The sequence below is a fragment of the Stenotrophomonas sp. CS3K5 genome (assembly GCF_059515225.1).
Map to the genome: position 1 here is coordinate 149,370 of NZ_JCAKRX010000004.1, position 24,691 is coordinate 174,060.

Below are 24,691 nucleotides of genomic sequence, written 5' to 3' on the forward strand. Positions count from 1 at the left end.
GCCCCCGTCTGGACAGGGGATGGGAATGCCGGGGCTGCTCTGGGGAGAGCAGCCCCGGCCTGTGGTTGCGCCATGCGCGCCCCGCCCGACAACGGCAGCGACCGTCAATGCACCCTCGATCAACCGCAAACGCAGCAGGCCACGCGCCGCGTCGCTACCGACCCTGGGCGGCGGTGGGCATCATCGCCGGCCTGACTGCGGTCTACGCACTGCTGTTGAACGCGCCCGGGGCAGGCGCCGATGCCGACCGCAACCGCCTGCACGCTGCCACCAGCACGCTTGGCCGCGCCATCGCAGCGGTGGAAGCCAGTTATGCCGATGGTGATCTCACCGTGACCGACCAGCACCTGGGCCTGCCTGCAAGTGCGGCGCATTGCGCCCACCTGCGTGCCTCGTTGCCCGATACGGGCCACGCGGTACTGACCTGCGATCTGCACCAAGGCCGCTTCGTGCGCCACCGCGTGAGGTGGCAACGCAGCCCTTCCGGCCAATGGCGATGTGATACGCACGGCGCCGACGTGCAGGCACTGCCAAGGGCGTGCCTGGCGGAATGAAAATCCGCTTTCTGATTAATTGAATAATCAGCATGCAGACGCACATCGAATATCACTTTACCAATTCTTGAATATACCGATTGCGGCACGCGTGATTTTCTATGGTTGCGCCACGAGACATCGCTTCGTGGCCGTACCGATGAATCAGCCATGTCACAAAGGACTATCATGAATACCGCAATCGCCCCGACATCCCGCGCAGGCATGCGCACTTCCCGGCAGCAGGGTTTTTCCCTTATCGAACTCATGGTGGTGGTGGCGATCATCGGCATCCTGGCCATGATCGCGCTGCCGCAGTATCAGCGGTTCTCGGCCAAGACCAAGCTGGCCGCCGCACTGGCAGAAGTTGCGCCGGGAAAAGTCGGCGTGGAAGCGTTGCTGGCCGAGGGCGCCGACCTTGAGAATGCAACGGCTGAAGCGCTGGGGCTGCCTGCCACCGGCTCGCGCTGCCAGTCGTTCGACGTTGCAGTGGATGCGACGGCAGACCAGGCCCGGCTGGTCTGCAACCTGAAGGACGACGCAACCTATGGCGTCGGCGGCTTCTCCCTGAGCCTCGTCCGCAGTGGCGCAGGCGTCTGGAACTGCGAGAGCGACGTCGGCGACAAGAGCCTTCTGCCAGAGGCCTGCCGAACCTGACACCGACGAGCGCGCGCAGCCACGTCCGGTCGTTCCGACAACACAGGATCATCATGAACGTACATCCCGCAGCGCGCGCGCCAACGCCGCGCGCCCGACAGAATGGTTTTTCGCTGATCGAACTGATGGTGGTGGTGGCGATCATCGGCATTCTCGCCATGATCGCCCTGCCGCAGTATCAGAGGTACGCGGGCAAGGCAAAGATGGCAGCGGCCTTGTCCGAGCTGGCCGCGGGGAAAGCCGGGGTCGAGGCACTGCTGGCCGACGGTTTCGCCGATGACGACGTCAGCTCGGAAGACATCGGGCTGCCAGCCCAGGGGTCACAGTGCGAGCGGTTTGAAGTGGCCGGCAGCGGGACGTCCTTTCTGCTTACCTGTTGGGTGAAACCCGATACCGCGCTCGGCCCGGGTACCCCGTCATTGAACCTGCGGCGTGATTACTGGACCGGCACCTGGACCTGCATCGGCAATACGCATGATGAAGGCCTGCTTCCGGAAGGTTGCCGCTCTTCCTGATCGCATTCCCACGCCTGCCGGACCACGCGTGGCCCCATGCCCCTGGCCCTTCTCCCCCGCCACTCCTTCGTGGACGCGGGGGCACGTTCCCGGTGCGCCAGGCAATCGCGCCCCCCCCCGCCTTACGTCGTTGCCCATGCACACCGACCATGCCCCAGGCTCCCCTCCGCAGACATCAACGACACGTCCGGCAGGCAGCCCGCAGTGCCGACAGTCTGCGCCCTCCACCATCGTCATTGCCGATGCGAATCCGTGGGTCCGTCGCGAACTGGCGATGAGCCTGCGCCCGCACCTGCGCGCCGAAACACTCATCGAAGCCCGCTCGCCCGCCGAAGTGCTGGCGCCGATCGCCAACCCGCACTGTACGGCACTGGTCATCGATCCCTGCATGCCCACCATCGGCCAGACCGACGGTCTGCCGTTGCTGCGCCAGATCTGCTGCCTGCGCAAAGATCTGCTCATTCTCGTTCTGGCCCACCAACCCCTGCGCCTGTTGCAGGATCGCAGACTGCCGAGGCAGATCCGGCATGTCTATGCCAAGACGGTCAACCCGCGGTGGCTGTGTCGCTTCATCAGCCAGACCCTGCCCCGGGCATCGCCGGGGACTACATCAACGATGCCGGGTGACGCCCGATAGCAGGGGCAGTCACCGCAGCGCTCGCCTCGAAGCGCACGGCTTCCACGCTGCTGCCCAGCGCTTCCACGCGCACCATGCTGCCCTGGCCGGTCCGGCGGTGATGGGCACTTGCCCGGCCAACGGCGGCGTCGAACGCGGCAGCGCCACTGCCGAATACCTCGGGCGCGCCTACGGCGGGGTCCAGCAGGGACCACTGTGCGGCACTGCATTTGACGGTAATGACCATGAGGGGCTCCTTGCTGGGAAACGGCACGAGGGCAGGTGCCCTCCTCCGGTGCGGTCACCCTAGCCAGCCCATCAGAACGGTTCTATCAGACAAGTACGAAAAATCCCTGCGGGCTCGTCAGAACCTGCCTCTCATCACATCCCTGAGTCCGTTTAGCCCGTTTATTCCGTGATCCTTGTCACGGAGTCAGCAGGGCTTCACACTATCCTCACCAACAGGGGCCCCTTCCACATGCGCACCTTCTTCTCACAGCAGCGTTCGACGTTGCTGAAGTTCTATTTCGTGGCCAGCTACGTGGTGCTGATAGAAGAACTGATCCGCGCCACGGTGTTCTAGACGCTTGCCGGGTCCCGGGCAGCAGCGCAGACTGCTGCTTTGGACACGGACTCCCCCATGAAAGCGCTCCTCCTGATGCCCGCAGCGCTGCTGCTGGCCGCCTGCGTCAGCACGGACAGGCCGGCGGCCACCACCGATACTGGTACCACCCGCCCGGCGCCCGGCAGTGACCGCGATGCACATGGCTGCATCGGCTCGGCCGGATACCAGTGGTGCCAGCACAACCAGCGCTGCGAGCGTCCCTGGGAACTGGCGCAGGCCCAGGGCCTGGCCAATACCGCTGAGGCGATCGACGCCTATTGCGCCAAGCCGGCCAGCCCGCCGCAGACCTGAGACCGACCACGCATGGCTGAACTGAGTCCGCTGCCCACGCTTGCGCGTGGCCGCTACCGCCACTTCAAGGGCGGCGAATACGAAGTCATCGATCTGGTGCGCAGCAGCGAGACACTGCAACCGATGGTGCTCTATCGGGCCCTGTACGGCGAAGGCGGCCTATGGGTGCGCCCCTACTCGATGTTCGTCGAGCAGGTGCCCGGCGAGCACGGACCGCAGCCCCGCTTCGCCCGCATCGACGACTGAGCCCGGCACCGGCCGAGGCTGGCAACGGTAACCAGGCGCTGCTGGGCTACAATCGTACCGTCCAGTCGGTTTCTTCCTGTATGCCCCCATCCACGTCCCCGCCCCCTCCCCGTTCTCGGCGCAAGGCGCCCGAGAGCGTGCGCCAGTCGCTGCTGCAGGCCACCGTTGCGATGATCGGCCAGCATGGCCTGGCCGCCCTGACCGTACAGGACGTCGCGCGCGCGGCCGGGGTCAGCAAGGGGGCGCTGTTCCACCACTTCAGCAGCAAGCAGGCCCTGGTCGATGAGGCCATTGGCGGGCTCATCGGCGAATTCGAGGCACGCGTGCGGGCCCTGCTGCCGGCAGAATCGTCGGGCTACGGCCGCTTCAGCCGCGCCTATGTCCAGGCCAACTTCGAGCACCTGCTGCAGCAGGAACAGGACAACGATATCGGCCTCACCCTGGGCAACCTGCTCGAACCGGCCCTGCTGGTGCGCTGGCGCGACTGGAAGCGGGCCATGCTGGTCGAATTCCCCGACGAAGCCGATGACCCCCGGCTGTACGCGGCGCGCTGCGTCGCCGATGGCTATTGGGCCACCGCCTATGGGCGCCCGCTGGATGCGCTGGAACATGCCAACGCGCTGGCGATGGCCGAGCAGGCGCTGAAGCTGTGTGATCCGTTGTAGCCCGGAGCCCGAGATGAATCCCTACCTGTACCTCGCCTCCGCCATCGTCCTGGAAGTGATTGCCACATCGCTGCTGAAGGCCTCTGAAGGCATGAGCCGGGTGTGGCCGACGCTGGGCGCACTGGTCGGCTACGGCCTGTGCTTCTACCTGTTGTCGGTGACCATGAAGTCCATCCCGACCGGCATCGCCTACGCGATCTGGTCCGGCGTGGGCATCGTCCTGATCTCGCTGATCGGGCTGCTGGTGTTCAAACAGCGTCTGGATGCGCCGGCCCTGATCGGCATCGGCCTGATCTGCGCCGGGGTGCTGGTGATCAACCTGTTCTCACGCAGCAGCGCACACTGAGCGCGCTGCTGCGTGAACGACGCTAGCTGACTTTCTTTGCCACGCTCATGCCCAGCAGGAACAGCACCACGGCGATGATGATGCCGGCCCAGAACAGGAACTTGGCGATGCCCACGGCTGCGCCGGCGATGCCGCCGAAGCCCAGCACGCCAGCGATGACACCGATGATGGCGAAGATGATGGCCCACTTGATCATGTCGATCCTTTCCCCGCAGGGAATGCAAACGGTACGGTCAGGCTAGGCCGGCGCCGATGCGGCACCCGTGAACGGGCCGCGTGTGCGATGTGAATCAGCGCGGACGGAAGCGCAGCAGCGCTACGGCAAACGCCAGGAACACGCTGCCTACCAGCCGTTCGAACCAGCGCCGCGCGAACGGCCGGGCCAGCCAGCGGCGCAGGCCATGTCCGCCGGCTGCGTACATTACGTACCAGAACAGTTCGCAGGCCGCGAAGGTCGCCACAAGCACGCTGTACTGCACGGCCTGGCTGCGCGAGGGGTCGACGAACTGCGGCAGGAACGCGGTGGCGAACAGCAGCAGCTTGGGATTGCTCAGGCCGACCCACAGCCCGCCGCGCAGGACGGTCCACGCCCCATGTACCGGCGCCATCGCCGGCGCCTCGTCGCTGGCCACCGGCGGCGCCGGCCGGAAGCTGTCGTGCCAGGCCTTGATGCCCAGCCAGGCCAGGTAGGCCACGCCCAGATAGCGCAGCACCTCGAACAGCATCGGCGAGGAGTGCAGCAACGCGCTCAGCCCCGCCGCGGAGGCCGCCAGCACCAGCAGCATCGCCAGCAGGCAGCCGGCCATGGCCGGAACGCTGCCGCGGAAACCCAGCCCGACACTGCGCCCGAGGATGTGCAGCATGTTCGGCCCAGGCGTGCCGCACAGGACAAAAACCGTGGCCAGGAACCACCACCAGGTATGCAGCGCCATGTCCGGCATCCACCACGGAAGAGCGCACCAGCATAGGGCCCGCTGCCGCATTGCGGCACACACAGCGGCGCGCCGATACAATGGTTACAGATACGCGGTGAGCGCATGGGCGACGCCATCTGTGCTGCAATGGCCTGCCCTGGCATGGAGCAGTGCATGAAGACCCTGGGCCTGATCGGCGGCATGAGCTGGGAGAGCTCGGCGCAGTACTACCGGCTCATCAACGAGGCGGTGCGCGATCGCCTCGGCGGCGCGCATTCGGCGCAGCTGCTGCTGTGGTCGGTGGATTTCGCCGGCATCAAGCAGCTGCAGCACGAGGGTGACTGGGATGCCCTAGGCACCCATATGGTGGACGCCGCGCAGCGGCTGCAGGCCGGCGGCGCCGAGCTGCTGCTGATCTGCACCAACACCATGCACGCACTGGCCGATCGCATCGAGTCCGCGTGCCGGTTGCCGCTGCTGCATATCGCCGACCCGACGGCAACGGCGATCGTCAGGGCGGGCGCGCGCAGGGTCGGCCTGCTCGGCACCGCCTTCACCATGGAACAGGACTTCTACCGCGGCAGGCTGGAACAACGCTTCGGACTGGAGGTGCTGGTCCCGGACGCCGCCGACAGGCGCTGCGTGCACGACATCATCTACCAGGAACTGATCCTCGGCGTGGTCAGCGAAACATCGCGGCGGCGCTACGCCGAGGTGATCGCACGGCTGACCGCGCGCGGGGCCGAAGCGATCATCCTCGGCTGCACCGAGATCATGCTGCTGGTGCGCCCCGAGGACAGCGCGGTGCCACTGTTTGACACCACCTCCCTGCACGCGATCGCAGCGGTGGACGCGGCACTGGGTTGATCCGGACCGGCGTCAGCCCTCGCCCTGCACTTCCAGCGCGGTGATCAGCCAATCGACCACCGCCTGCGAATCACACAGGAAGAAGATGGCGTCGCCCGAACGCGCCTCGGTCAGCAGGCGATAGACGGTGATCGCCACCGCCGACTGATTGGCGATGAACACTTCCGGGCTGCGCGGCCCTTCGCTGTGCCCTGCCACTGCCTGCAGCGCCTTGCGCGCGGCCACCGTGGTGGCCGGGTCCGCACTGCGGGTCAGTTCCGGCCCGCGCAGGCCCCAGGCAACGAACACATGCTTGCCCTTGAACGTGGTGTCCAGGACCTGCACCGGCCCAGCATCGGTGCTCGCCGAACGATGAATGACGGTACTGCTGATCAACGCAACCCCCTGTGGTCGTCGTGGTCCGCGCATCGTCTCCGGCAGGCCGCGCGCACGCCAGTGACGACAGCCACAGGCTGCGCCGCCAGGCGTGGCAGACATGTAAGAAGGTGTAAGCCGATGCGATCGGATGTGCAGCGATGATACGGGATGTAAGCCTCTGCATGGGCCCGTGCGCACTACTAAATCCCGCATGAGCCATCGCTGCAACGCTCCGTTCCGGCGGCCCCGGCCTGGTCCATTCTTGCGGCCCGTCCCCCTGCCGAGACTGCTCATGATCCATCACCTGATGCTGCCGATCGCCCTCTCCACCCTGACGCTGCTGCCGGCCGCCACCCCGGTGGCAGCCCGCGATTACGACAGCGATCACATTTCGCCGTTGCGCTGCGAATCGCAGTTCAACAAGCCCCAGCAGTGCCCGATCGAAGGCCGCATGCGCCTGGCCAGGCAGCTGTCGATCACCCGTTGCGTGGAGGGCCAGAACTGGGGGCAGAGCCGCCGCATGCTCTGGGTCGACGACGGCTGTCGTGCCGAGTTCGTGGCCGACGGACGCGGACGTTGGCCGGGCCACGGCCGGGACCGCGACGATGACGGCGAACGCCTGGTCTGCGAGTCATACGAACAGAAGGACAAGGAATGCCGCATCCGCGTGCGTCACGAGGTACGCCTGGTCAGGCAGAAGTCGGTGACGCCCTGCATCGAGGACCGCAACTGGGGCTGGGACCACCGCGGGGTGTGGGTCAGCGGCGGCTGCCGCGCCGAGTTCCGGGTGTACTGACCGATGTCCACGTGTTGGCCGCGGCAGATGGGCGAACGCGGCCGGCGCAGTCGATAGACTGGGCCCGACCCGCCCAGGAGCCGACGATGCTGCCACCCGATGCCTCACCGACGATGCTGCGTCTGCGCGATGCGGTGCCGAGCGATTTGCCGGTACTGGTCGCGCTCGACAGCGTCGCGGCCGGCGATCCGCAACGCGCACGGCAGATTGCCGGCTGGCTGGCGAGCGCCGCCGTGTACGTGGCGGAACGGGACGATGTCGCGGCCGGCTATCTGGTCATCCACCATCACTTCTTCGGCGAAGCCTTCATCGAAATGCTGATGGTGGCGCATGCGCAGCGCCGCCGGGGCATCGGGGCCGCCCTGCTGCGCCACGCGAGCGCACTGCAGGGGCAGCGCAAGCTGTTTGCTTCAACCAATGCCTCCAATGCCGGCATGCAACGTCTGCTCGCTGCCTCCGGCCTCATCGGCAGCGGCATCGTGCACGGTCTGGACGAAGGCGATCCGGAACTGATCTACCGCTTTGCCGGCAGCTGATCCAGACAGGCAGTCACCCTGTCGTCCAGCAGATCCATCAACACCGGATCCATGCACCGATAGTCATCGGGGATATCAAGGCAATGCAGGCGCTTGTGCTCCAGCAGGCGCGCGTAGCTAGCCTGCAGGCGATGCTGGTGCTTGGCCTCCATCACGAAGATGACATCGGCCCAGCGGATGTCCGCCGGGCCGATGGGGCGTCGTGCATGTGGGCTGGTGCCGGCCGACAGCGCGGTGAACCCGGGCCGCCGTTGCCACATGGCTTCTGCGGTCGGGCTGCGCAACTGGTTGCGGCTGCAGACGAACAGCAGCTTGATCATTCCTGTTCCTGCAGTTGGCGGGCGTTGAGGACCGGATAGACGAAGCCCAGCTGGCGTGCGCGCGCGAGCTTGGCACCGCGCGTGTACAGCAGCTTCCAGTTCTTTTCGGGCTTGTAGCTGTACGCCGTCGTGGCGCGGTCGCCACCGCGGTTGCAGGCCTGGCTGCGACGCCAGGCACGGTTTCTTGCAGATTCCATTGTGTGTTCTCGTGAGTACCGGGTTCAGCAGCCGCGGTATTACGAGTGGCGCGCAGCATACACCGCGCGCACAAAAAAGCCCACGCATCGCTGCGCAGGCTCTTTGATTCATCACAGTGGTCGGGACGGCCGGATTCGAACCGACGACCCTCTGCCCCCCAGGCAGATGCGCTACCAGGCTGCGCTACGCCCCGACTGATGCTGCGATGTGCCCGCCAGTGCGGCGGGCCGTGAAGTATAGCGGATTACGATGGAAATGGGATCAGCGACGCAACAACTGCAGCACTTCTTCCAGCTCCATGCGCACCTGCTTGATGATCTGGTTGCTCAGCGCCGATTCCTCGCGGGCATCGGGACCGTCCAGACGCAGGCGTGCACCACCGATGGTGTAGCCCTGTTCGTACAGCAGGCTGCGGATCTGCCGCACCATCAGCACGTCGTGGCGCTGGTAGTAGCGACGGTTGCCTCGGCGCTTGGCCGGCTCAAGGCTGGGGAACTCGGTTTCCCAGTAGCGCAGGACGTGCGGCTTGACGTCGCACAGCTCGCTGACCTCACCGATGGTGAAGTAACGCTTGGCCGGTATCGGCGGTAGTTCGCGGTTACTGCCCGGATCCAGCATAAGCTTCCACCCGCTCCTTGAGCTTCTGGCCCGGACGGAAGGTCACCACCGTACGGGCGGAAATCGGAATTTCCTCGCCGGTCTTGGGGTTGCGACCCGGGCGCTGGTTCTTGCGCCGCAGATCGAAATTACCGAAGCCCGACAGCTTCACCTGACGTCCCTGTTCCAATGCTTCACGCAGCACATCGAAAAACGCGTCGACGAATTCCTTGGCTTCCCGCTTGTTCAGACCGACTTCGTCGAACAGCTTTTCCGCCATCTCCGCCTTGGTCAATGCCATTGCCTGCTACCCCCGAGTGCTGCCCGCTCAGCCGCGGATCCGGGCGTGGTGTTCACGCTCGATGGCGGTGACCGCCTCGGCCACCACCGCATCCACGTCGCGGTCCGTCAGAGTGCGCGACTTGTCCTGCAAAATCAAGCCCATAGCGAGACTCTTGAATCCCGGCTCGACGCCCTGGCCGACATACCGGTCGAACAGGTTCAGCTCGCGCAGCAGCGGCCCGGCGGCCTGGCGGACGGTGGCGGCCAGATCGGCCCAGGCCACCTGTTCAGGCACCAGGAACGCCAGGTCGCGGCGCACCGCCGGGAAGCGCGACAGTTCGCCGGCACGCGGCAGGCGGCGGGCGGTCAACGGCTCCAGGTCCAGCTCGAAGGCGTACACGTCGGCTTCGATGTCCATGGCCTTGGCCAGGCGCGGGTGGACCTGGCCGATCCAGCCGATTGCCACGCCATCGCGGAACACCTCGGCCGAACGCGCCGGGTGGCCGTAGGCACGCGCCGACGGGCGGAACTCCAGCTGCGCACCACTGGCAGCCGCCAGCGACTCCAGATCGCCCTTCAGGTCATGGAAATCGACCTTGCGGGTCGGCAGGCCCCACTGCACCGCCTGCGCATCACCGCAGACCGCCGCCGCCACGCGCGGGGTTTCCAGCGGCGCGGGCTGACCGTCTCCGGCCTGCTGGGCAAACACCCGGCCGATCTCGAACAGGCGCACACGGCCGAGCTGGCGGGCGGCATTGCGGCCCAGCGTGGCGACCAGGCCCGGCAGCAGCGACGGGCGCATCACCGCCAGTTCGGCCGACAGCGGGTTGGCCAGCGGCACCAGCCCGTCACGCAGCTGCCATTGGGTCAGCAGCGCGTCGTCGACGAAGGCGAAGTTGACGGTTTCCTGCTGGTCGCGGGCGATCAGCTGGCGGCGCACGCTCAGCGCGTCCAGCTGGGTCTCGCTCGGCATCGCCACGCGGGCGGCGCCGCCCGGCAGTGTGGTCGGAATCTGCTCGTAACCGTGGATACGGGCCAGCTCTTCGATCAGGTCTTCTTCAATGGCGATGTCGAAGCGGCGGCTCGGCGCGGCCACCTGCCAGCCCTCGGCAGTAGCCGCCACATCCATGCCCAGCGCGCGCAGGATGCGCTCAACCTCGGCATCGTCGATGGTGATGCCGAGCACCCGGGTGATGCGCGCGCGGCGCAGCACGATCGTTGCCGGCTGCGGCAGATCGGCCTCGCGCACGGCTTCGGTAACCGGCGCCGGGGTGCCGCCGGCCAGATCCAGCACCAGGCGGGTGGCGTACTCGATGGCGGTGCGCGGCAATGCCGGGTCGACGCCACGCTCGAAGCGGTGGCCGGCATCGGTGTGCAGGCCCAGCTTGCGGCCGCGGCCCATGATCGCGGCCGGCGCGAAGTGCGCGGCCTCCAGGAAAACGGCGGTGCTGGCATCGGTGACGCGGGTGTCGAAGCCACCCATCAGGCCGGCCAGGCCAACCGCGCGATCGGCATCGGTGACCACCAGGAAGCTGTCGTCCAGCGTGGCATCACGGCCGTCCAGCAGCTTCAGGGTCTCGCCCGCACGCGAACGGCGCACGGCGATGCTGCCCTGCAGGGTGCCCAGGTCATAGGCATGCATCGGCTGGCCCAGCTCGAGCATCACGTACTGGGTGATGTCGACCAGCAGCGAGACCGGGCGCACGCCACTGCGGCGCAGGCGCTCGGCCATCCACAGCGGAGTCGTGGCGGCGGCGTTGACACCCTCGATGACACGTCCCAGGTAGCGCGGCGCTTCAGCGCCGGCGTCCAGCTGGATCGACAGCTCACGGCTGCCGACCGGCGCAATGGCATCGGCGGCGAAATCCAGCACTTCGCTGCGGGTCGCAGCGGCGACGTCGTAGGCAATGCCACGCAGGCTGAAGCAGTCGGCGCGGTTCGGGGTCAGCTTGATCTCGATGCTGGCATCGGGCAGGCCCAGGTACTCGACCAGAGCCTGGCCGACTGCCGCATCGTCGGGCAGTTCGAGCAGGCCGGACGCATCGTTGTCCAGACCCAGCTCCTTGGCCGAGCACAGCATGCCGTTGGACTCGACGCCGCGCAGCTTGGCCGGCTTGATCTTCAGCTCGCCGATCTGCGCACCGACCATCGCCAGCGGCGCAACCAGGCCCGGGCGCGCATTCGGCGCACCGCAGACGATCTGCAGCAGCTCGCCCTGCCCGGCATCGACCTTGCACACCTGCAGGCGATCGGCTTCGGGATGGCGCACCGCTTCGACGATGCGTGCCACGACCACGTGATCGAGGCCGTCGCCGAGCGCGGTCACTTCTTCCACTTCCAGGCCGATGGCGGTCAGCACCGCGCTCAGCTCATCGCGCGAGGCGGAGGTCGGGACGTGGCTGCGCAGCCAGTTTTCGGAGAATTTCATGGTGTCACCCTGGTGGGCCCGGCGCATGCGCCTGGGCCTGCGTTGTTGAGTCCGCCGGGCATGGCCCGGCGCTACCTAGTGGCGTTACGCGAACTGTTTCAGGAACCGCACATCGTTCTCGAAGAACGCGCGCAGATCGTTGACGCCGTAGCGCAGCATCGCAAAGCGCTCCACGCCCATGCCGAAGGCAAAGCCGGTGTAGCGCTCCGGATCGATGCCGACGTTGCGCAGCACGTTCGGATGGACCATGCCGCAGCCGAGCACTTCCAGCCAGCGCGTGCTGCCATCGGGCTGTTGCCAGGCGATGTCCACTTCCGCACCCGGTTCGACGAACGGGAAGTAGCTGGGACGGAAGCGCATCTCGAAATCGCGCTCGAAGAACGCGCGCACGAACTCGGCCAGCGTGCCTTTCAGGTCGGCGAAGGTCGAATGCTCGTCCACCAGCAGGCCTTCGACCTGATGGAACATCGGCGAATGGGTCTGGTCGCTGTCGCTGCGGTACACCTTGCCGGCGGCAATCATGCGCAGCGGCGGCGCGTGGTCGCCCATGTAGCGCACCTGCACGCCGGAGGTGTGCGTGCGCAGCAGGCGGCCGTCGCCGAAGTAGAAGGTGTCGTGCATGGCGCGCGCCGGGTGATGCGGCGGGAAGTTCAGCGCTTCGAAGTTGTGCCAGTCATCCTCGATCTCCGGCCCTTCCGACAGCTCGTAGCCCAGCCGGCCGAAGATGCCGGTGATGCGCTCCAGGGTGCGGGTGATCGGGTGCAGGCCGGCACGGTCGCCATTGCGGCCCGGCAGGGTGATGTCGATGGCTTCGGCGGCCAGGCGCGCATCCAGTGCCGCGTCTTCCAGCAGCGCCTTGCGCTCGCCCAGCGCGCGGGTCAGCGCGTCACGGGCCTGGTTGATCGCTTCACCGGCGGCCTTGCGCTCGTCGGCCGGCAGGGCGCCGAGCTGCTTGAGCTGCGAGGTGATGCTGCCACTCTTGCCAAGCAGGGCCACGCGCAGCTGTTCCAGCACGTCGGGGCTCTGTGCGGCGGCCACATCGGCCAGCGCCTGGGTGGTGAGGGATTGGATGTCGCTCATGGGGGGCCGGAACTCCAGTCGATCTGCCATCGCGATGCGCGAAGGGCCGACCCCTGTCGCCACCGCCGTCCCCGCGCTGCCGCTGTGGCCACGCCGGGACCCAAAAAAGAATGGGGAAGGACTTGCGCCCTTCCCCATGCATTGCCTTGACCTGACACCGTTCCGCAGAACGGTTACGGCATCGGGAAGGACTTATGCCGCCAGCGCGCCCTTGGCCTTTTCGGCCAGCGCGGCAAAACCGGCTGCGTCGTGCACGGCGATGTCAGCCAGGACCTTGCGATCCAGGGTGATGCCGGCCTTCAGCAGACCGTTCATGAAGCGGCTGTAGCTCATGCCGTTGATGCGGGCAGCCGCGTTGATGCGGGTGATCCACAGCGAACGGAAGTTGCGCTTCTTCTGCTTACGGCCGATGTAGGCGTACTGCTGTGCCTTGATGACCGCCTGCTTGGCAACGCGGAAGACCTTGCGGCGAGCGTTGTAGTAACCCTTCGCCAGGGTCAGGATTTTCTTGTGGCGGCGACGCGCCTGTACGCCACGCTTAACTCGTGCCATTTTTCAGTTCCTCAGAGGTAAGGGAGCATGCGGTCCAGACGGCCTGCATCTTCTGCACGGACATGGCCCGTCTGACGCAGATTACGCTTACGCTTGGTCGCTTTCTTCGTGAGGATGTGGCTACGGTTGGCGTGGCCGCACTTGTACTTGCCCGAGGCGGTCTTGCGGAAACGCTTGGCCGCTGCCCGGTTGGTCTTGATCTTGGGCATTGCAATGTCCTTGATGGGGGTGACCCTGGTTTCTGACTGATCTGGCGGCGGCCTGGGCCGCTCTTTCCTTCCTGCCATGATCGGCGTACGACCCGTCCTGGGTGGGTCGAGCCGGGCATGATACAGGCAAAACCACCCTGCCACCAGCCCCTGCAAGCCCTTACCGGCAATTCACCGGCCTCCTGCAAAAGCAAAGGGACGCCAGCGGCGTCCCTTTACCCTGAACCATTCAGCCAGGCGCCCCGGAAGGCGGCCCGTCAGGCCTCAGGTCTTCTTCTTCGGCGCGATCATCATGACCATCTGACGCCCTTCCAGGCGCGGACGGGATTCAATGACGATGTCCTCGCCCAGATCGGTCTCGATCCGGTTGGCCATTTCACGGCCCAGTTCCTGGTGGCTCATTTCACGGCCACGGAAGCGGATGTTGACCTTGATCTTGTCACCATCCTCAAGGAACCCACGCATCTTGCGCAGCTTGATCTGGTAGTCGCCCTCGTCCGTGACCGGACGGAACTTCACTTCCTTGATCTCGACCTGCTTGGTCTTCTTCTTGGCCTCGCTGGCCTTCTTCTGCGCTTCGAACTTGAACTTGCCGAAGTCCATGATCTTGCAGACCGGCGGATCGGCCTGCGGCTGGATTTCGACCAGGTCCAGGCCTTCATCTTCGGCCATGGACAGCGCTTCGTCGCGCGACAACACGCCGATCATTTCTCCGTCACTGCCGATCACGCGGACGCGCGGCACACGGATTTCCTGATTCTTGCGGTTCTGTTTGTTGTCAGGGGTGCTGATATTACGTTCTCCCAAGGGTATCGAACCGGTCCGGGTGCCTGTGCCCCCGGACCGGACCTTTGCTTACGCGCCCTCGGCCTGGAGCCGCTCGATGAAGGCCTGCAGGCTCATGCTGCCCAGGTCTTCGCCAGAACGCGTACGCACCGCCACAGCCCCATTTTCCTTCTCGCGGTCACCGATGACCAGCAGGTAGGGCACGCGCTGCAACGTATGCTCGCGGATTTTATAGCCGATCTTCTCGTTACGCAAATCCGAGCTGACGCGGAAGCCTTGCTCCGCAAGGGTTTTGGTCACGCCCGAGACGTACTCGGCCTGGGCGTCGGTGATATTGGCCACCACCACCTGGGTCGGCGCCAGCCAGGCCGGGAACTGGCCGGCATGGTGCTCGATCAGGATGCCCAGGAAGCGCTCCATCGAGCCGACGATGGCCCGGTGCAGCATGACCGGGTGTTTCTTCTGGCTGTTCTCGTCCACGTACTCGGCGCCGAGGCGGCCGGGCATCATGAAGTCGACCTGCATCGTGCCCAGCTGCCAGGTACGGCCGATGGCGTCCTTCAGGTGGTACTCGATCTTCGGGCCGTAGAAGGCGCCCTCGCCCGGCAGCTCCTGCCATTCCACGCCACAGGCGGTCAGCGCCGAGCGCAACGCGCCCTCGGCCTTGTCCCAGGTGGCATCGTCACCGAGGCGCGATTCCGGACGCAGCGCGATCTTGATCTGGATATCGTCGAAGCCGAAGTGCTGGTACACCGCCAGCGCCTGCTGGTGGAACGCGGTCACTTCCGATTCGATCTGGTTTTCGGTGCAGAACACATGGCCGTCGTCCTGGGTGAAACCGCGCACGCGCAGGATGCCGTGCAGCGCGCCGGACGGCTCGTTGCGGTGGCAGGAGCCGAACTCACCGTAGCGGATCGGCAGGTCGCGATAGCTGTGCAGGCCCTGGTTGAACACCTGGATGTGGCCCGGGCAGTTCATCGGCTTGACCGCGTAGGTGCGCTTTTCCGACTCGGTGAAGAACATGTTGTCCTGGTAGTTGTCCCAGTGGCCGGACTTCTTCCACAGGCTCACGTCCAGGATCTGCGGGCAGCGCACTTCGCCGTAGCCGCTGTTGCGGTAGACCTTGCGCATGTACTGCTCGACCACCTGCCACAGCGCCCAGCCCTTGGGGTGCCAGAACACCAGGCCCGGCGCTTCTTCCTGCAGGTGGAACAGGTCCTGCTGCTTGCCGATGCGGCGGTGGTCGCGCATTTCGGCTTCTTCGATGCGCTTGATGTAGGCCTCAAGCTGCTTCTTGTCGGCCCAGGCGGTGCCGTAGATGCGCTGCAGCTGTTCGTTCTGCGCGTCGCCACGCCAGTACGCGCCGGAGATGCGGGTCAGCTTGAAGGCCTTCAGGAAGCGCGTGTTCGGCACGTGCGGGCCGCGGCACATGTCCACGTATTCCTGGTGGTAATACATGCCCATGGCCTGGATGTCGTCGGACATGTCCTCGATCAGGCGCAGCTTGTAGTCCTCGCCACGGGCCTTGAAGATCTCGATCACTTCGGCGCGCGGGGTCATCTTCTTGATGACGTCGTAGTCCTGGGCGATCAGCTCGCCCATGCGCTTCTCGATCGCGGCCATGTCGTCCGGGGTGAACGGGCGCTCGGAGTAGATGTCGTAGTAGAAGCCCTCGGCGATCACCGGGCCGATCACCATCTTCACGTCCGGGTACAGCTGCTTGACGGCGTGGCCGACCAGGTGGGCGCAGGAGTGGCGGATGATCTCCACACCCTCCTCGTCCTTGGCGGTGATGATGCGCAGGCTGGCATCGTGGTCGATGACGTCGCTGGCATCGACCAGCACGCCATCCACGGCGCCGGCGATGGTGGCCTTGGCCAGGCCGGCGCCGATCGACTGGGCGACGTCCATGACGCTGACGGGGTTTTCGAATTCGCGGCGGCTGCCGTCGGGAAGGGTAATGTTGATCATCGCAGTAGCTTCGTGCGGGGCCCGCCGGGCGGGCTGGAAAGCGGTCCCGGGCCGGAGCCCGGGCAATAAAAAAGCGCCGCGAGGGCGCCTGGAACACAGGGCCTTCGGGGGCAGGTCAACAGTGGGCGGTGGTAGTGCTCATGTCACACGCTCGGCCGGCGCTGGGCGCGGGCCACCTTGTTCCAGTCAGGGTTCTGCGCTGATCTTAAACCAGCAGGCGGGAAAGCCCAAGGGCCACCGTACGGTCCGCTGAATGAGCGTCGCTGGCGGCGTGAAAACGCAATGATTACCATGTCCGCGCGGCCCGCCCTGTGCCAGCCTGCCCGCTTTCCCCCAGGACCTCGTGATGCGCCACCCGCTCCGACCGGCTCCCGCCGGCCCCGCCCGTGCCCCGCGTTCGCCCGCCCGCAGCCGCGCCGGCCACCCGCGATGATCACCGTCGGCCTTTCCACGCTCGGCTTCTGCAGCCTGGGCATGCTGTCGGCGATGTTCTCGGCACTGTCCTTCTATGCCGCCTCGCCGCACTGCCGCTGGCCGCGCCTGCGCCGTGCCGGCCGCCTCGGCCGCCAGATCGGCCTGGTTGCCGCCGCTGCCGCGTTGTGGCTGTGGATGGCAGAGCTCGGCTTTGCCGCCGGGCTGGTGGCGATGCTGTGTACCTGGATGCTGTCGGCCATGCTGTTGCCGACGCTGGCAGCCTGGCACCGCCCCGGCGCGGAGTCGCCCTGATGTGGGCACGTGCCTTCGCCGGCCTCGTCGCCGGCTTCTTCCTGGCCGCCGCGGTGACCGGGCTGGTCACCTGGCTGCCTCCCGGCCCTTGGCAGAACGCGCTGGTTCCGAGCCTGATCGCCTTCGTGCCGCTGTGGATGCTGGCGGCCCTGTGGGCGTTCAGTTTCCGCAGCGCACTGCGCGCCTGGCTGGTGCTGGCCGGCAGCGCAACGGCCGGCTTCGCCGTGCTCGGGCTGCTGCGCCTGGCCGATGCCGTGCAATGAGACCGACCGCATGAAGTTCAGCTCGCAGACCCTGCGCACCTTCACCACCCTGCACACCTGGGTCGGCCTTGTGGCCGGCTTCGGCCTGTTCGTGGCGTTCTACGCCGGCGCACTGACCCTGTTCCATCATGACCTGCCGCTGTGGCAGACGCCTGGCGCTGCCACAGCGCTGCCCGCTGGCCTGGACGACGCGCAGTACCTGCTGGAGGACGTGCTGGCCACCCATCCGGAAGCGCGCCGCCACGTCGGGATGACCTTCCCCGGCACCGAGCACCCGCAACCGTTGGCCTACTGGCAGGCCGACGACGGCAGCTGGCGCTACGCGTGGTCGGGCCAGATCAGCGGCAGCCCGACGCCCCCGCAGAGTGGGCTGGCCGAACTGGTCAACGAACTTCACTACAGTCTCGGCCTGCCGGTGGCCGGCATCTATGTGATGGGCATTGTCAGCCTGCTGTACGGCATGGCCCTGCTCAGTGGCCTGGTGATCCATCTGCCGAAACTGCTCGGCGATCTGTTCGCGCTGCGCCCCGGTCGCAACCTGAAGCAGATGTGGCAGGACGCGCACAACGTGATCGGCGTGCTCAGCCTGCCCTTCCACCTGATGTTCGCCGTTACCGGCGCCCTGCTCTGCCTGGTCTTCGTGCAGATGGCCCTGCTCAATCCACTGATCTACGACGGCAAGGTGCTGGCGGCGGCGCCCGCGGCGATGGACACCGCCCCGGTGCGCGAGGCCACCGGCATTCCGGCGCCGCCGGGCAGCCTGCGCGTGCTGCATGCGCGCGCCCTGGAGGTTGCCCGTGCGCAGGGTGTGGCCAGCTTCGAGCCGGCCTACCTGAAACTGGCCAATGCCGGCGACGCCCATGCCACCATCGAGATCACCGGTGAATCCACCGGCACGCTCGGGCCGCTGGGTTCGGTGGCGCTGGACGTGGCCACCGGTAACGTGCTGGCCACCCAGCTGCCGGGCCACCGTGATGCCAATCACGCCACGCTCAGTGCCGCCTACGCACTGCATTTCGGCGAGTTCGGCAATGGCGTGGTGGTCTGGCTGTACTTCCTGCTCGGCCTGGGCGGCGCCTTCCTGTTCTATTCGGGCAATCTGCTGTGGATCGAATCCCGCCGCAAGCGGCGCCAGCCGCAGCAACCGCGCGCCGGGGTGAACATGGCCCGGGCCACAGTGGGGGTCTGCATCGGCCTGTGCGTGGCGATCTCGGTCGCGTTTGGCACCGCGCTGGTGCTGGAACGGTTGGCACCGTCGGTCGTGGACCAGGGAATCCGCTGGGCCTGCTTCGGCAGCTGGGCGGCCTGTGCGTTGTGGGCGGCGTTGCGCCGCCCGGCACGGGCCGCACGCGAACTGCTCTGGGCAGCGGCGATCAGCACCGCACTGGTGCCGGTCCTGCACGGCGCACTCAATGGCGACTGGCTGTGGCGCGCCGCCGCGCGTGGCCACTGGCCGCTGTTCTGGGTCGATGCCATCGCGCTGGCCATGGCCTTCGGCTTCGCCCGCCTGGCAATCGCCAGCCAGCGCCGCGCCCGCAATGGCGATCCGAACAGCGTCTGGGCGAACTGAGCCTTCGCCGGGCATGGCCCGGCGCCGGCGGGCGGCTCAATCGCCGATGCGGGCCTTCTGCCACGGGCCGAGCATGGCGTTGAGCAGGCTGGCCTGTTCGTCGTCGCCGGTCAGCTCCCACATGAAGACCCCGGCCAGGCCCTGCTCGCGGGCAAACTGCGCACGCAGGCCGATCGAACGCGGATCTTCATAGCTGATGAAGATCTTCTGCGCAGCGTTGTACAGCCATGGGCTCTGCGCCTGCGGCTGCCAATGCTTCGTCCAACCGGGCTGGTCCAGATAGCGCGCCTTGATCACCCGCCAGTCGCCGGCATCGGCCGGTGCGCTGTATGCCTGGTACAGGCCATCGGCGGCTTCGCCGGTGACCTTGAAGCCGCGCCCGTAGAACGGCACGCCCAGCACCAGCTTGTGCGCCGGCACGCCATGCTCGCGGTAGTACTGCACTGCGCCGGCGACGTTGTTCCAGCGCCGCAGTTCCGGTGCCAGCGGGTCGGCCGGCACTTCATGCAGCGGCGCATTGAAGGTCGACACCGACGAGAAGCCGGTGCCCATGTCGTAGCTCATCAGGTTGATGAAATCGAACACCTTGGCCAGCGCCGGCAGGTCGTAGCTGGCGGCCGGATCGTACGGGCCATCGGTCTGCAGGCGGCCGGCGGCCAATGCGGCCGTCAGCAGCATCGGCTGTCGCGCCTTGCGCCCGTGCGCGTCGAGCGCCACGCGGAACGCCTGCGCCAACCGGGTCAGATTGGCGCGATCCTGCGGACGGTGCGCCAGCTCCTTCGGCCCGCCACTGACCGGAAACTCCCAGTCGATGTCCACGCCATCAAAGCTGCCGGCGTGGCGATCAAAGAACAGAGCCATGCACGAATCGACCAGGCGCTTGCGGCTGCCCTCGGTCAGTGCCGCATCGGAGAACCCGCCGGCACCCCAGCCACCGATCGAGATCAGCGTGCGCAGGTGCGGATGCGCTTTCTTGAGTTCGGCCAGCGCGGCGAAGTTCTTCGGTGCTTCCGCCCCGATCGTGCAGCGCCCGTCCTCGATGGTGGAGAACGCGTAGAACAGGTGGGTCAGGCGCTCAGCCGGAATGCTCGACACCGGGTAGCGCTCGGCCGAGCCCCCCGGGTAGTACGCACCGAAGATCGGCGGTTGCGCCGCTGCGGCCTGCGCGGCAATGGGCGAGGCACCGGCTATCAGCACGGCAAGGACGGCCACGGTCTGGCGGAACATGCGATCTCCTGGTTCGAAGGCGCCGTCACGTTAGCAAACCGATGCGCCCGCAGGACCGATGTCGTGGCATGTCGTCCACTGGACAGGCGCGATCTGCCGGGTGACGACAATCCAGCAGTCACGCCACGGCCATCATGCAGTGCAGCAGGACACGTGCCGACGCAGCAGCACCGGGATGTTTGCTGGAGGCCATCGAACAGCGCGAGCATCCGCTGAGTGACCCCGAGCCGTGGTGAGGCACCGTAGAGTCGAGCAAGCTCGACGCTACGAAAAAGAAAAAGCGGGCCGAAGCCCGCTTTTTCATTTCAGCGATTCCAGAAGCGTGTCAACCAAGGTTGACTCCCACCGTAATCGACCGGAGGTCGATTACTCGGCGCTGGCGCCTTCGCCTTCTTCCACGGCCTTCATCGACAGGCGGATACGGCCCTGCTTGTCGACTTCCAGCACCTTGACCTTGACCACATCGCCTTCCTTCAGCTTGTCGCCGACCTTCTCGACGCGCTCGCTGGAGATCTGCGACACGTGGACCAGCCCGTCCTTGCCCGGCAGGATGGTGACGAACGCACCGAAGTCCATGATCTTGGCGACCTTGCCTTCGTAGATGCGGCCCGGCTCGACGTCCGAGGTGATCTGCTCGATGCGGGCCTTGGCGGCCTGGGCAGCGATGGCGTTGACCGAGGCGATGACGATGGTGCCGTCATCCTGGATGTCGATCTGGGTGCCGGTTTCCTTGGTGATGGCCTGGATGGTCGAGCCACCCTTGCCGATCACTTCGCGGATCTTGTCCGGGTGGATCTTGATGGTCAGCAGGCGCGGCGCGTAATCCGACAGCTCTTCGCGCGGCGCGGTCAGGCCGTGGGCCATTTCGCCCAGGATGTGCAGACGGCCAGCCTTGGCCTGCTGCAGGGCCTGCTTCATGATCTCTTCGGTGATGCCTTCGATCTTGATGTCCATCTGCAGGGCGGAAATGCCCTCAGCGGTACCGGCCACCTTGAAGTCCATGTCGCCCAGGTGATCTTCGTCACCCAGGATGTCGGACAGGACGACGAAGCGCTCGCCTTCCTTGACCAGACCCATGGCGATACCGGCCACCGGGGCCTTCACCGGCACGCCGGCGTCCATCAGGGCCAGCGACGAACCGCAGACCGAGGCCATCGACGAGGAGCCGTTCGACTCGGTGATTTCCGAGACGACGCGGATGGTGTACGGGAAGGCTTCCAGCGACGGCATGACAGCCAGCACGCCACGCTTGGCCAGGCGACCGTGGCCGATTTCGCGGCGCTTCGGGCCCATCATGCGGCCGCACTCGCCCACCGAGAACGGAGGGAAGTTGTAGTGGAACAGGAAGTTTTCCTTGTACTCACCGGCAACGGCGTCGATGACCTGGCCGTCACGGGCGGTGCCCAGGGTGATGGTCACGATGGCCTGGGTTTCGCCGCGGGTGAACAGCGAGGAACCGTGGGTACGCGGCAGCACGCCGGTCTTCACCGCGATCGGGCGGACGGTGTCCAGCGCACGGCCGTCGATGCGGACCTTGGTGTCCAGCACCGAGTCACGCATGGTGCGGTATTCCAGCTCGCCGAATTCCTTCGACAGCTCGGCCGGGTTCCAGCCCTCGGCAGCCACGCGGCCGGCCAGGGTTTCGACCACGTCCTTCTTGATCGCCGAAATGGCGTCGCGGCGCTGCAGCTTGTCGCGCACCTGGAAGGCTTCGCCCAGGCGCGGGCCGATGGCTTCCTTCAGGGCGGAGATCAGCGCGTCGTTCTTGGCCGGGGCTTCCCAGGTCGACGGCTTGGTGCCGGCTTCCACGGTCAGCTCGTTGATCGCGTTGATGACCTTCTGCATTTCGCGGTGACCGAAGGTCACGGCGCCCAGCATCACTTCTTCGGACAGCAGCGCGGCTTCGGATTCAACCATCAGCACGGCGTTGGAGGTACCGGCAACGACCAGTTCCAGCTGAGAGTCAGCCAGTTCGCTGACGGTCGGGTTCAGGATGTACTCGCCGTTCTTGTAACCGACCTTGGCAGCGCCGATCGGACCCATGAACGGGGTGCCGGCCAGGGCCAGGGCCGCCGAGGCGCCGATCAGGGCCGGGATGTCACCGTCCACGTCCGGGTTCAGCGACATGACCGTGGCGATGATCTGCACTTCGTTCTTGTAGTCTTCCGGGAACAGCGGGCGGATCGGACGGTCGATCAGACGCGAGATCAGGGTTTCCTTCTCGGTCGCACGGCCTTCACGCTTGAAGAAACCACCCGGGATACGGCCGCCGGCGTAGAACTTTTCCTGATAATCGACGGTCAGCGGGAAGAAGTCCTGGCCTTCGCGCGCGCTCTTGGCGGCGACGGCGGTGACCAGCAGTACGGTGTCGTCCATCTTGACGATGACGGCGCCGCTGGCCTGACGGGCGACTTCGCCGGTCTCAAGCGTGACGGTGTGCTTGCCGTACTGGAAGGTTTTGGTGATTTTTGCCACGGAGGGTGTCCTTGGGGATGCTGTCTGCGAATTTGGACCGTCGGCGACCCTTGCCGCCAGCGGGTGGCCGGATCGTTCCGGCCTGAATCGGGGATTGCGGTGCTACAAAACAAAACCGCGGCGCATCGCTGCGCCGCGGGGGATTCGTTGCTTAGCGACGCAGGCCAAGCTTTTCGATCAGGGCCTTGTAACGCTCGACGTCCTTCTTCTTCAGGTAGTCGAGCAGGCTGCGACGGCGGTTGACCATCTGCAGCAGGCCGCGGCGGCTGTGGTGGTCCTTCTTGTGGGTCTTGAAGTGGCCGGTCAGCAGCTCGATGCGGGCGGTCAGCAGGGCCACCTGGACTTCCGGGGAGCCGGTGTCAGCCGAGCTGCGCTTGTTGTCTTCAATGACCTTCTGGGTGTCGATCGACATTTTCTTTTTTCTCTGTGATGCGTGGCCGGCAGGAACGCGCTTCGCGCACCGCCAGGCTCGCCGTGGACTACAAGGATGAAACCTGCGTGGAGCAGGCTGCCGGAAAACGGCCGCGAAATTGTAACGGCCAGGGGCTTCCGGGACAAGGACCGGGGCTGAACCAGCCTGACCTGGTCAGAGGTTGAAACGGCGCTGCGGGGCCAGCAGGCCGCTGTCATCAACCTGTCCGAGCCCCTGGACAGCATCGTCCGGACCGAACACGGCCACCAGGCCCTGCGGCCAGGACAGGTCGCGCTGGCGCTGGCCCACGCAGAAGCGATGCGCCTGTTCGGCATCGAGGTCGACCCGCGGGTATTCGGCCAGCCCGGCGGCCAGCGGCAGCAGCAGTGCGTCCATACCCGCCTCGTCGCCGGCCTCGACCATTGTGCGCAGCTGGTCCAGGGTGACCATGGCCGGCTCACGGAAAGGTTCCACCCAGAGCCGGCGCAGCGCGCTGATGTGGGCGCCACAGCCCAGGGCCTCGCCCAGATCACGGGCCAGGCTGCGGATGTAGGTGCCCGAGCCGCAGGTCACGCGCAGGCGCAGCCGTTCCGGCTGCTGCTCCAGCACCTCGATGGCATGCACCTGCACCTCGCGCTCGGGTGCCTGGATGACATCACCACGGCGGGCCTTCACATACAGCGGCTCACCGCCCTGCTTGAGCGCCGAATAGATCGGCGCACGCTGCAGGATGCTGCCGGTGAGCGGCGCCAGCGCGGCCTGCAGGGCGTCTGCACTGATGGCAGGCACCGGGCGCTGCAGCAGCACCTGGCCTTCGGCATCATCGGTATCGGTGGTCTGGCCGAGCACGATCTCGGCGTCGTAGGCCTTGGCCGAACCGAGCAGCAGACCGGCGATCTTGGTGGCTTCACCGAAGCACAGCGGCAGCAGCCCGGTGGCCAGCGGGTCGAGGCTGCCGGTGTGGCCACCCTTTTCGGCGCGGAACAGGCGACGGGCCACCTGCAGGGCGGCGTTGGAGCTCATGCCGGTCGACTTGTCGAGCAGCAGGATGCCATCCAGGCGGCGGAACTGAATTCGGGTCATGACAGGATTTCGTAGAGTCGAGCCATGCTCGACTGCCACAGCGCTGCCTGCATCAGACATCGCGCTGCCGGAATGCAACAACGCCGGGCATGCCCGGCGTCGCGCGGTTATTCTTCGTCGCTCTCGCGACGCTTCTCCGCAGCCAGCGTATCGGGCAGGTCGCGCAGGATGTTGTCGATGTGCTCACCACGGTCGACCGAGTCGTCGTAGTGGAAATGCAGCTCCGGCACGTGGCGCAGCTTCATCGCCCGGGCCAGGTCCATGCGCAGGCGGTAGCCCAGCTCCTTCAGCCCGGCCACCGCCTCGGCCGAGCGCTCGGGCATCAGCGCGGTGACGAACACCTTGGCATGGGCCATGTCGCGGGTGATTTCCACGTCGGACACGCTCACCGAGGGCAACCCGTGCTCGCGCACGGCGTTGTGCACCAGGGTGCCGAGTTCACGGCGCAGCTGGGCGGAGACACGGTCGGTTCGATGGAAAGTCTTGGGCACGCGGTCAGGCTCTTGATTTGAATGTGACCCGACCAAGGTCGGGCCCACCAGGGTGGC

At 66.4% G+C, this 24,691-nt stretch carries 33 protein-coding genes and 1 tRNA gene; 14 read left to right on the top strand and 20 right to left on the bottom strand.

Features of this window, described 5'->3' with window-relative positions; translation table 11 throughout:
• Positions 1–107: 107 nt before the first annotated feature.
• The 4 genes from AC5YGJ_RS07960 (at position 108) to AC5YGJ_RS07975 (ending at position 2,342) form a co-directional block, all read left to right on the top strand.
• The gene (locus AC5YGJ_RS07960) at positions 108–554 is read left to right on the top strand and encodes a pilin (protein WP_496186230.1); all 447 of its coding nucleotides are present in this window, start codon (positions 108–110) and stop codon (positions 552–554) included.
• 168 nt (positions 555–722) lie between these two features.
• Positions 723–1,190 carry a pilin gene (locus AC5YGJ_RS07965; RefSeq protein WP_279920411.1) on the top strand — a complete coding sequence of 156 codons (468 nt, stop codon included), beginning with the start codon at positions 723–725 and terminating at the stop codon, positions 1,188–1,190.
• A gap of 53 nt (positions 1,191–1,243) precedes the next feature.
• Positions 1,244–1,705, top strand: a complete 462-nt coding sequence (locus AC5YGJ_RS07970; protein ID WP_496186231.1) for a pilin — start codon at positions 1,244–1,246, stop codon at positions 1,703–1,705.
• Between the two features lie 274 nt (positions 1,706–1,979).
• A complete protein-coding gene (locus AC5YGJ_RS07975; protein ID WP_496186232.1) occupies positions 1,980–2,342 on the top strand; it encodes a hypothetical protein in 363 nt (120 codons plus the stop codon).
• Here the strand turns inward: AC5YGJ_RS07975 and AC5YGJ_RS07980 are convergent.
• On the bottom strand, positions 2,311–2,568 hold the full coding sequence (locus tag AC5YGJ_RS07980; RefSeq protein WP_249843415.1) for a hypothetical protein: 258 nt from the start codon (positions 2,566–2,568) through the stop codon (positions 2,311–2,313). The two genes, AC5YGJ_RS07975 and AC5YGJ_RS07980, sit on opposite strands and share 32 nt — an antisense overlap.
• Before the next feature lie 393 nt (positions 2,569–2,961).
• On the opposite strand from AC5YGJ_RS07980, the gene AC5YGJ_RS07985 reads away from it, so the two are divergent.
• The 4 genes from AC5YGJ_RS07985 (at position 2,962) to AC5YGJ_RS08000 (ending at position 4,494) form a co-directional block, all read left to right on the top strand.
• Entirely contained in the window at positions 2,962–3,237 is a 276-nt protein-coding gene (locus AC5YGJ_RS07985; RefSeq protein WP_496186233.1) for a hypothetical protein, read from the top strand.
• A 12-nt stretch (positions 3,238–3,249) separates the two neighbouring features.
• Positions 3,250–3,483, top strand: a complete 234-nt coding sequence (locus tag AC5YGJ_RS07990) for a DUF1653 domain-containing protein (protein WP_249843413.1) — start codon at positions 3,250–3,252, stop codon at positions 3,481–3,483.
• A gap of 80 nt (positions 3,484–3,563) precedes the next feature.
• Positions 3,564–4,148 carry a TetR family transcriptional regulator gene (locus AC5YGJ_RS07995; RefSeq protein ID WP_306803791.1) on the top strand — a complete coding sequence of 195 codons (585 nt, stop codon included), beginning with the start codon at positions 3,564–3,566 and terminating at the stop codon, positions 4,146–4,148.
• Positions 4,149–4,161: 13 nt separating this feature from the next.
• A complete protein-coding gene (locus AC5YGJ_RS08000) occupies positions 4,162–4,494 on the top strand; it encodes an SMR family transporter (protein WP_496186234.1) in 333 nt (110 codons plus the stop codon).
• Between the two features lie 22 nt (positions 4,495–4,516).
• Here the strand turns inward: AC5YGJ_RS08000 and AC5YGJ_RS08005 are convergent, their stop codons facing one another.
• Together AC5YGJ_RS08005 and AC5YGJ_RS08010 are read right to left on the bottom strand one after the other, a co-directional pair.
• A complete protein-coding gene (locus AC5YGJ_RS08005) occupies positions 4,517–4,690 on the bottom strand; it encodes a DUF1328 domain-containing protein (RefSeq protein WP_107231041.1) in 174 nt (57 codons plus the stop codon).
• A gap of 94 nt (positions 4,691–4,784) precedes the next feature.
• Positions 4,785–5,426, bottom strand: a complete 642-nt coding sequence (locus AC5YGJ_RS08010; protein WP_249843410.1) for a LysE family translocator — start codon at positions 5,424–5,426, stop codon at positions 4,785–4,787.
• Positions 5,427–5,582: 156 nt separating this feature from the next.
• On the opposite strand from AC5YGJ_RS08010, the gene AC5YGJ_RS08015 reads away from it, so the two are divergent.
• Positions 5,583–6,275, top strand: coding sequence for an aspartate/glutamate racemase family protein (locus AC5YGJ_RS08015; RefSeq protein WP_309339610.1), 693 nt, complete (start codon positions 5,583–5,585; stop codon positions 6,273–6,275).
• Between the two features lie 12 nt (positions 6,276–6,287).
• Here the strand turns inward: AC5YGJ_RS08015 and AC5YGJ_RS08020 are convergent, their stop codons facing one another.
• Positions 6,288–6,683 (bottom strand): hypothetical protein, encoded by a 396-nt coding sequence (locus AC5YGJ_RS08020; RefSeq protein WP_107231044.1) that lies wholly within the window; start codon positions 6,681–6,683, stop codon positions 6,288–6,290.
• 241 nt (positions 6,684–6,924) lie between these two features.
• On the opposite strand from AC5YGJ_RS08020, the gene AC5YGJ_RS08025 reads away from it, so the two are divergent.
• Both AC5YGJ_RS08025 and AC5YGJ_RS08030 read left to right on the top strand, forming a co-directional pair.
• The gene (locus AC5YGJ_RS08025) at positions 6,925–7,428 is read left to right on the top strand and encodes a DUF3011 domain-containing protein (protein ID WP_496186235.1); all 504 of its coding nucleotides are present in this window, start codon (positions 6,925–6,927) and stop codon (positions 7,426–7,428) included.
• Positions 7,429–7,514: 86 nt separating this feature from the next.
• Positions 7,515–7,964 carry a GNAT family N-acetyltransferase gene (locus AC5YGJ_RS08030; protein ID WP_496186236.1) on the top strand — a complete coding sequence of 150 codons (450 nt, stop codon included), beginning with the start codon at positions 7,515–7,517 and terminating at the stop codon, positions 7,962–7,964.
• Here the strand turns inward: AC5YGJ_RS08030 and AC5YGJ_RS08035 are convergent.
• The 11 genes from AC5YGJ_RS08035 to thrS form a co-directional block, all read right to left on the bottom strand.
• Positions 7,943–8,284: a low molecular weight protein tyrosine phosphatase family protein gene (locus AC5YGJ_RS08035; protein WP_309339604.1), complete on the bottom strand. Its 342-nt coding sequence runs from the start codon at positions 8,282–8,284 to the stop codon at positions 7,943–7,945. The two genes, AC5YGJ_RS08030 and AC5YGJ_RS08035, sit on opposite strands and share 22 nt — an antisense overlap.
• The gene (locus AC5YGJ_RS08040) at positions 8,281–8,481 is read right to left on the bottom strand and encodes a hypothetical protein (protein ID WP_496186237.1); all 201 of its coding nucleotides are present in this window, start codon (positions 8,479–8,481) and stop codon (positions 8,281–8,283) included. Before AC5YGJ_RS08040 ends, AC5YGJ_RS08035 begins: the two co-directional genes overlap by 4 nt.
• A 117-nt stretch (positions 8,482–8,598) precedes the next feature.
• Positions 8,599–8,675, bottom strand: a tRNA-Pro gene (locus AC5YGJ_RS08045).
• A gap of 68 nt (positions 8,676–8,743) precedes the next feature.
• A complete protein-coding gene (locus tag AC5YGJ_RS08050) occupies positions 8,744–9,100 on the bottom strand; it encodes a MerR family transcriptional regulator (RefSeq protein WP_005410431.1) in 357 nt (118 codons plus the stop codon).
• The gene (locus AC5YGJ_RS08055) at positions 9,081–9,380 is read right to left on the bottom strand and encodes an integration host factor subunit alpha (RefSeq protein WP_005410432.1); all 300 of its coding nucleotides are present in this window, start codon (positions 9,378–9,380) and stop codon (positions 9,081–9,083) included. Before AC5YGJ_RS08055 ends, AC5YGJ_RS08050 begins: the two co-directional genes overlap by 20 nt.
• A 27-nt stretch (positions 9,381–9,407) precedes the next feature.
• Positions 9,408–11,789: a phenylalanine--tRNA ligase subunit beta gene (gene pheT, locus AC5YGJ_RS08060; protein ID WP_496186238.1), complete on the bottom strand. Its 2,382-nt coding sequence runs from the start codon at positions 11,787–11,789 to the stop codon at positions 9,408–9,410.
• 84 nt (positions 11,790–11,873) lie between these two features.
• Complete coding sequence (locus AC5YGJ_RS08065) at positions 11,874–12,869, bottom strand: phenylalanine--tRNA ligase subunit alpha (RefSeq protein WP_005417865.1); 996 nt, start codon at positions 12,867–12,869, stop codon at positions 11,874–11,876.
• Positions 12,870–13,061: 192 nt separating this feature from the next.
• On the bottom strand, positions 13,062–13,421 hold the full coding sequence (gene rplT / locus AC5YGJ_RS08070; protein WP_017157120.1) for a 50S ribosomal protein L20: 360 nt from the start codon (positions 13,419–13,421) through the stop codon (positions 13,062–13,064).
• Between the two features lie 11 nt (positions 13,422–13,432).
• Entirely contained in the window at positions 13,433–13,630 is a 198-nt protein-coding gene (gene rpmI / locus AC5YGJ_RS08075; protein ID WP_005410436.1) for a 50S ribosomal protein L35, read from the bottom strand.
• Positions 13,631–13,894: 264 nt separating this feature from the next.
• Complete coding sequence (infC, locus tag AC5YGJ_RS08080; RefSeq protein WP_005410437.1) at positions 13,895–14,437, bottom strand: translation initiation factor IF-3; 543 nt, start codon at positions 14,435–14,437, stop codon at positions 13,895–13,897.
• Between the two features lie 48 nt (positions 14,438–14,485).
• Positions 14,486–16,387, bottom strand: coding sequence for a threonine--tRNA ligase (gene thrS, locus AC5YGJ_RS08085; RefSeq protein WP_249843350.1), 1,902 nt, complete (start codon positions 16,385–16,387; stop codon positions 14,486–14,488).
• Between the two features lie 429 nt (positions 16,388–16,816).
• On the opposite strand from thrS, the gene AC5YGJ_RS08090 reads away from it, so the two are divergent.
• Genes AC5YGJ_RS08090 through AC5YGJ_RS08100 form a run of 3 tightly spaced genes read left to right on the top strand, consistent with a single transcriptional unit; the run spans position 16,817 to position 18,946 of the window.
• Positions 16,817–17,113, top strand: coding sequence for a hypothetical protein (locus tag AC5YGJ_RS08090; RefSeq protein WP_107231051.1), 297 nt, complete (start codon positions 16,817–16,819; stop codon positions 17,111–17,113).
• On the top strand, positions 17,113–17,376 hold the full coding sequence (locus AC5YGJ_RS08095; protein ID WP_496186239.1) for a hypothetical protein: 264 nt from the start codon (positions 17,113–17,115) through the stop codon (positions 17,374–17,376). Before AC5YGJ_RS08090 ends, AC5YGJ_RS08095 begins: the two co-directional genes overlap by 1 nt.
• 10 nt (positions 17,377–17,386) lie before the next feature.
• Entirely contained in the window at positions 17,387–18,946 is a 1,560-nt protein-coding gene (locus AC5YGJ_RS08100) for a PepSY-associated TM helix domain-containing protein (RefSeq protein WP_496186240.1), read from the top strand.
• A 36-nt stretch (positions 18,947–18,982) separates the two neighbouring features.
• On the opposite strand, the gene AC5YGJ_RS08105 is transcribed toward AC5YGJ_RS08100, so the two are convergent.
• The 5 genes from AC5YGJ_RS08105 to rbfA all read right to left on the bottom strand — a co-directional run bounded on the left by AC5YGJ_RS08105 (position 18,983) and on the right by rbfA (position 24,634).
• Positions 18,983–20,173, bottom strand: coding sequence for a glycoside hydrolase family 18 protein (locus tag AC5YGJ_RS08105; protein WP_496186241.1), 1,191 nt, complete (start codon positions 20,171–20,173; stop codon positions 18,983–18,985).
• A gap of 366 nt (positions 20,174–20,539) precedes the next feature.
• Positions 20,540–22,648 (bottom strand): polyribonucleotide nucleotidyltransferase, encoded by a 2,109-nt coding sequence (gene pnp / locus AC5YGJ_RS08110; protein WP_197595073.1) that lies wholly within the window; start codon positions 22,646–22,648, stop codon positions 20,540–20,542.
• Between the two features lie 151 nt (positions 22,649–22,799).
• Positions 22,800–23,060, bottom strand: coding sequence for a 30S ribosomal protein S15 (rpsO, locus tag AC5YGJ_RS08115; RefSeq protein WP_005410445.1), 261 nt, complete (start codon positions 23,058–23,060; stop codon positions 22,800–22,802).
• A 174-nt stretch (positions 23,061–23,234) separates the two neighbouring features.
• Positions 23,235–24,143 carry a tRNA pseudouridine(55) synthase TruB gene (gene truB, locus AC5YGJ_RS08120; RefSeq protein ID WP_249843346.1) on the bottom strand — a complete coding sequence of 303 codons (909 nt, stop codon included), beginning with the start codon at positions 24,141–24,143 and terminating at the stop codon, positions 23,235–23,237.
• A gap of 107 nt (positions 24,144–24,250) precedes the next feature.
• Positions 24,251–24,634, bottom strand: coding sequence for a 30S ribosome-binding factor RbfA (gene rbfA, locus AC5YGJ_RS08125; protein WP_005410447.1), 384 nt, complete (start codon positions 24,632–24,634; stop codon positions 24,251–24,253).
• Positions 24,635–24,691 lie beyond the last annotated feature (57 nt).

Coding starts and splice junctions, on each gene's coding strand:
- AC5YGJ_RS08090 (WP_107231051.1), top strand. CDS start 16,817: ATGATCACCGTCGGCCTTTCCACGCTCGGCTTCTGCAGCCTGGGCATG.
- AC5YGJ_RS08050 (WP_005410431.1), bottom strand. CDS start 9,100: ATGCTGGATCCGGGCAGTAACCGCGAACTACCGCCGATACCGGCCAAG.
- AC5YGJ_RS08000 (WP_496186234.1), top strand. CDS start 4,162: ATGAATCCCTACCTGTACCTCGCCTCCGCCATCGTCCTGGAAGTGATT.
- AC5YGJ_RS08040 (WP_496186237.1), bottom strand. CDS start 8,481: ATGGAATCTGCAAGAAACCGTGCCTGGCGTCGCAGCCAGGCCTGCAAC.
- AC5YGJ_RS08015 (WP_309339610.1), top strand. CDS start 5,583: ATGAAGACCCTGGGCCTGATCGGCGGCATGAGCTGGGAGAGCTCGGCG.
- AC5YGJ_RS07975 (WP_496186232.1), top strand. CDS start 1,980: ATGAGCCTGCGCCCGCACCTGCGCGCCGAAACACTCATCGAAGCCCGC.
- AC5YGJ_RS08020 (WP_107231044.1), bottom strand. CDS start 6,683: ATGCGCGGACCACGACGACCACAGGGGGTTGCGTTGATCAGCAGTACC.
- AC5YGJ_RS08100 (WP_496186240.1), top strand. CDS start 17,387: ATGAAGTTCAGCTCGCAGACCCTGCGCACCTTCACCACCCTGCACACC.
- AC5YGJ_RS08055 (WP_005410432.1), bottom strand. CDS start 9,380: ATGGCATTGACCAAGGCGGAGATGGCGGAAAAGCTGTTCGACGAAGTC.
- AC5YGJ_RS08065 (WP_005417865.1), bottom strand. CDS start 12,869: ATGAGCGACATCCAATCCCTCACCACCCAGGCGCTGGCCGATGTGGCC.
- AC5YGJ_RS08030 (WP_496186236.1), top strand. CDS start 7,515: ATGCTGCCACCCGATGCCTCACCGACGATGCTGCGTCTGCGCGATGCG.
- AC5YGJ_RS07970 (WP_496186231.1), top strand. CDS start 1,244: ATGAACGTACATCCCGCAGCGCGCGCGCCAACGCCGCGCGCCCGACAG.
- AC5YGJ_RS07995 (WP_306803791.1), top strand. CDS start 3,564: ATGCCCCCATCCACGTCCCCGCCCCCTCCCCGTTCTCGGCGCAAGGCG.
- AC5YGJ_RS08010 (WP_249843410.1), bottom strand. CDS start 5,426: ATGGCGCTGCATACCTGGTGGTGGTTCCTGGCCACGGTTTTTGTCCTG.
- pheT (WP_496186238.1), bottom strand. CDS start 11,789: ATGAAATTCTCCGAAAACTGGCTGCGCAGCCACGTCCCGACCTCCGCC.
- truB (WP_249843346.1), bottom strand. CDS start 24,143: ATGACCCGAATTCAGTTCCGCCGCCTGGATGGCATCCTGCTGCTCGAC.
- AC5YGJ_RS08005 (WP_107231041.1), bottom strand. CDS start 4,690: ATGATCAAGTGGGCCATCATCTTCGCCATCATCGGTGTCATCGCTGGC.
- AC5YGJ_RS07990 (WP_249843413.1), top strand. CDS start 3,250: ATGGCTGAACTGAGTCCGCTGCCCACGCTTGCGCGTGGCCGCTACCGC.
- rpmI (WP_005410436.1), bottom strand. CDS start 13,630: ATGCCCAAGATCAAGACCAACCGGGCAGCGGCCAAGCGTTTCCGCAAG.
- AC5YGJ_RS08035 (WP_309339604.1), bottom strand. CDS start 8,284: ATGATCAAGCTGCTGTTCGTCTGCAGCCGCAACCAGTTGCGCAGCCCG.
- AC5YGJ_RS08025 (WP_496186235.1), top strand. CDS start 6,925: ATGATCCATCACCTGATGCTGCCGATCGCCCTCTCCACCCTGACGCTG.
- rplT (WP_017157120.1), bottom strand. CDS start 13,421: ATGGCACGAGTTAAGCGTGGCGTACAGGCGCGTCGCCGCCACAAGAAA.
- AC5YGJ_RS08105 (WP_496186241.1), bottom strand. CDS start 20,173: ATGTTCCGCCAGACCGTGGCCGTCCTTGCCGTGCTGATAGCCGGTGCC.
- AC5YGJ_RS07960 (WP_496186230.1), top strand. CDS start 108: ATGCACCCTCGATCAACCGCAAACGCAGCAGGCCACGCGCCGCGTCGC.
- AC5YGJ_RS08095 (WP_496186239.1), top strand. CDS start 17,113: ATGTGGGCACGTGCCTTCGCCGGCCTCGTCGCCGGCTTCTTCCTGGCC.
- thrS (WP_249843350.1), bottom strand. CDS start 16,387: ATGATCAACATTACCCTTCCCGACGGCAGCCGCCGCGAATTCGAAAAC.
- rpsO (WP_005410445.1), bottom strand. CDS start 23,060: ATGTCGATCGACACCCAGAAGGTCATTGAAGACAACAAGCGCAGCTCG.
- AC5YGJ_RS07965 (WP_279920411.1), top strand. CDS start 723: ATGAATACCGCAATCGCCCCGACATCCCGCGCAGGCATGCGCACTTCC.
- AC5YGJ_RS07980 (WP_249843415.1), bottom strand. CDS start 2,568: ATGGTCATTACCGTCAAATGCAGTGCCGCACAGTGGTCCCTGCTGGAC.
- AC5YGJ_RS07985 (WP_496186233.1), top strand. CDS start 2,962: ATGAAAGCGCTCCTCCTGATGCCCGCAGCGCTGCTGCTGGCCGCCTGC.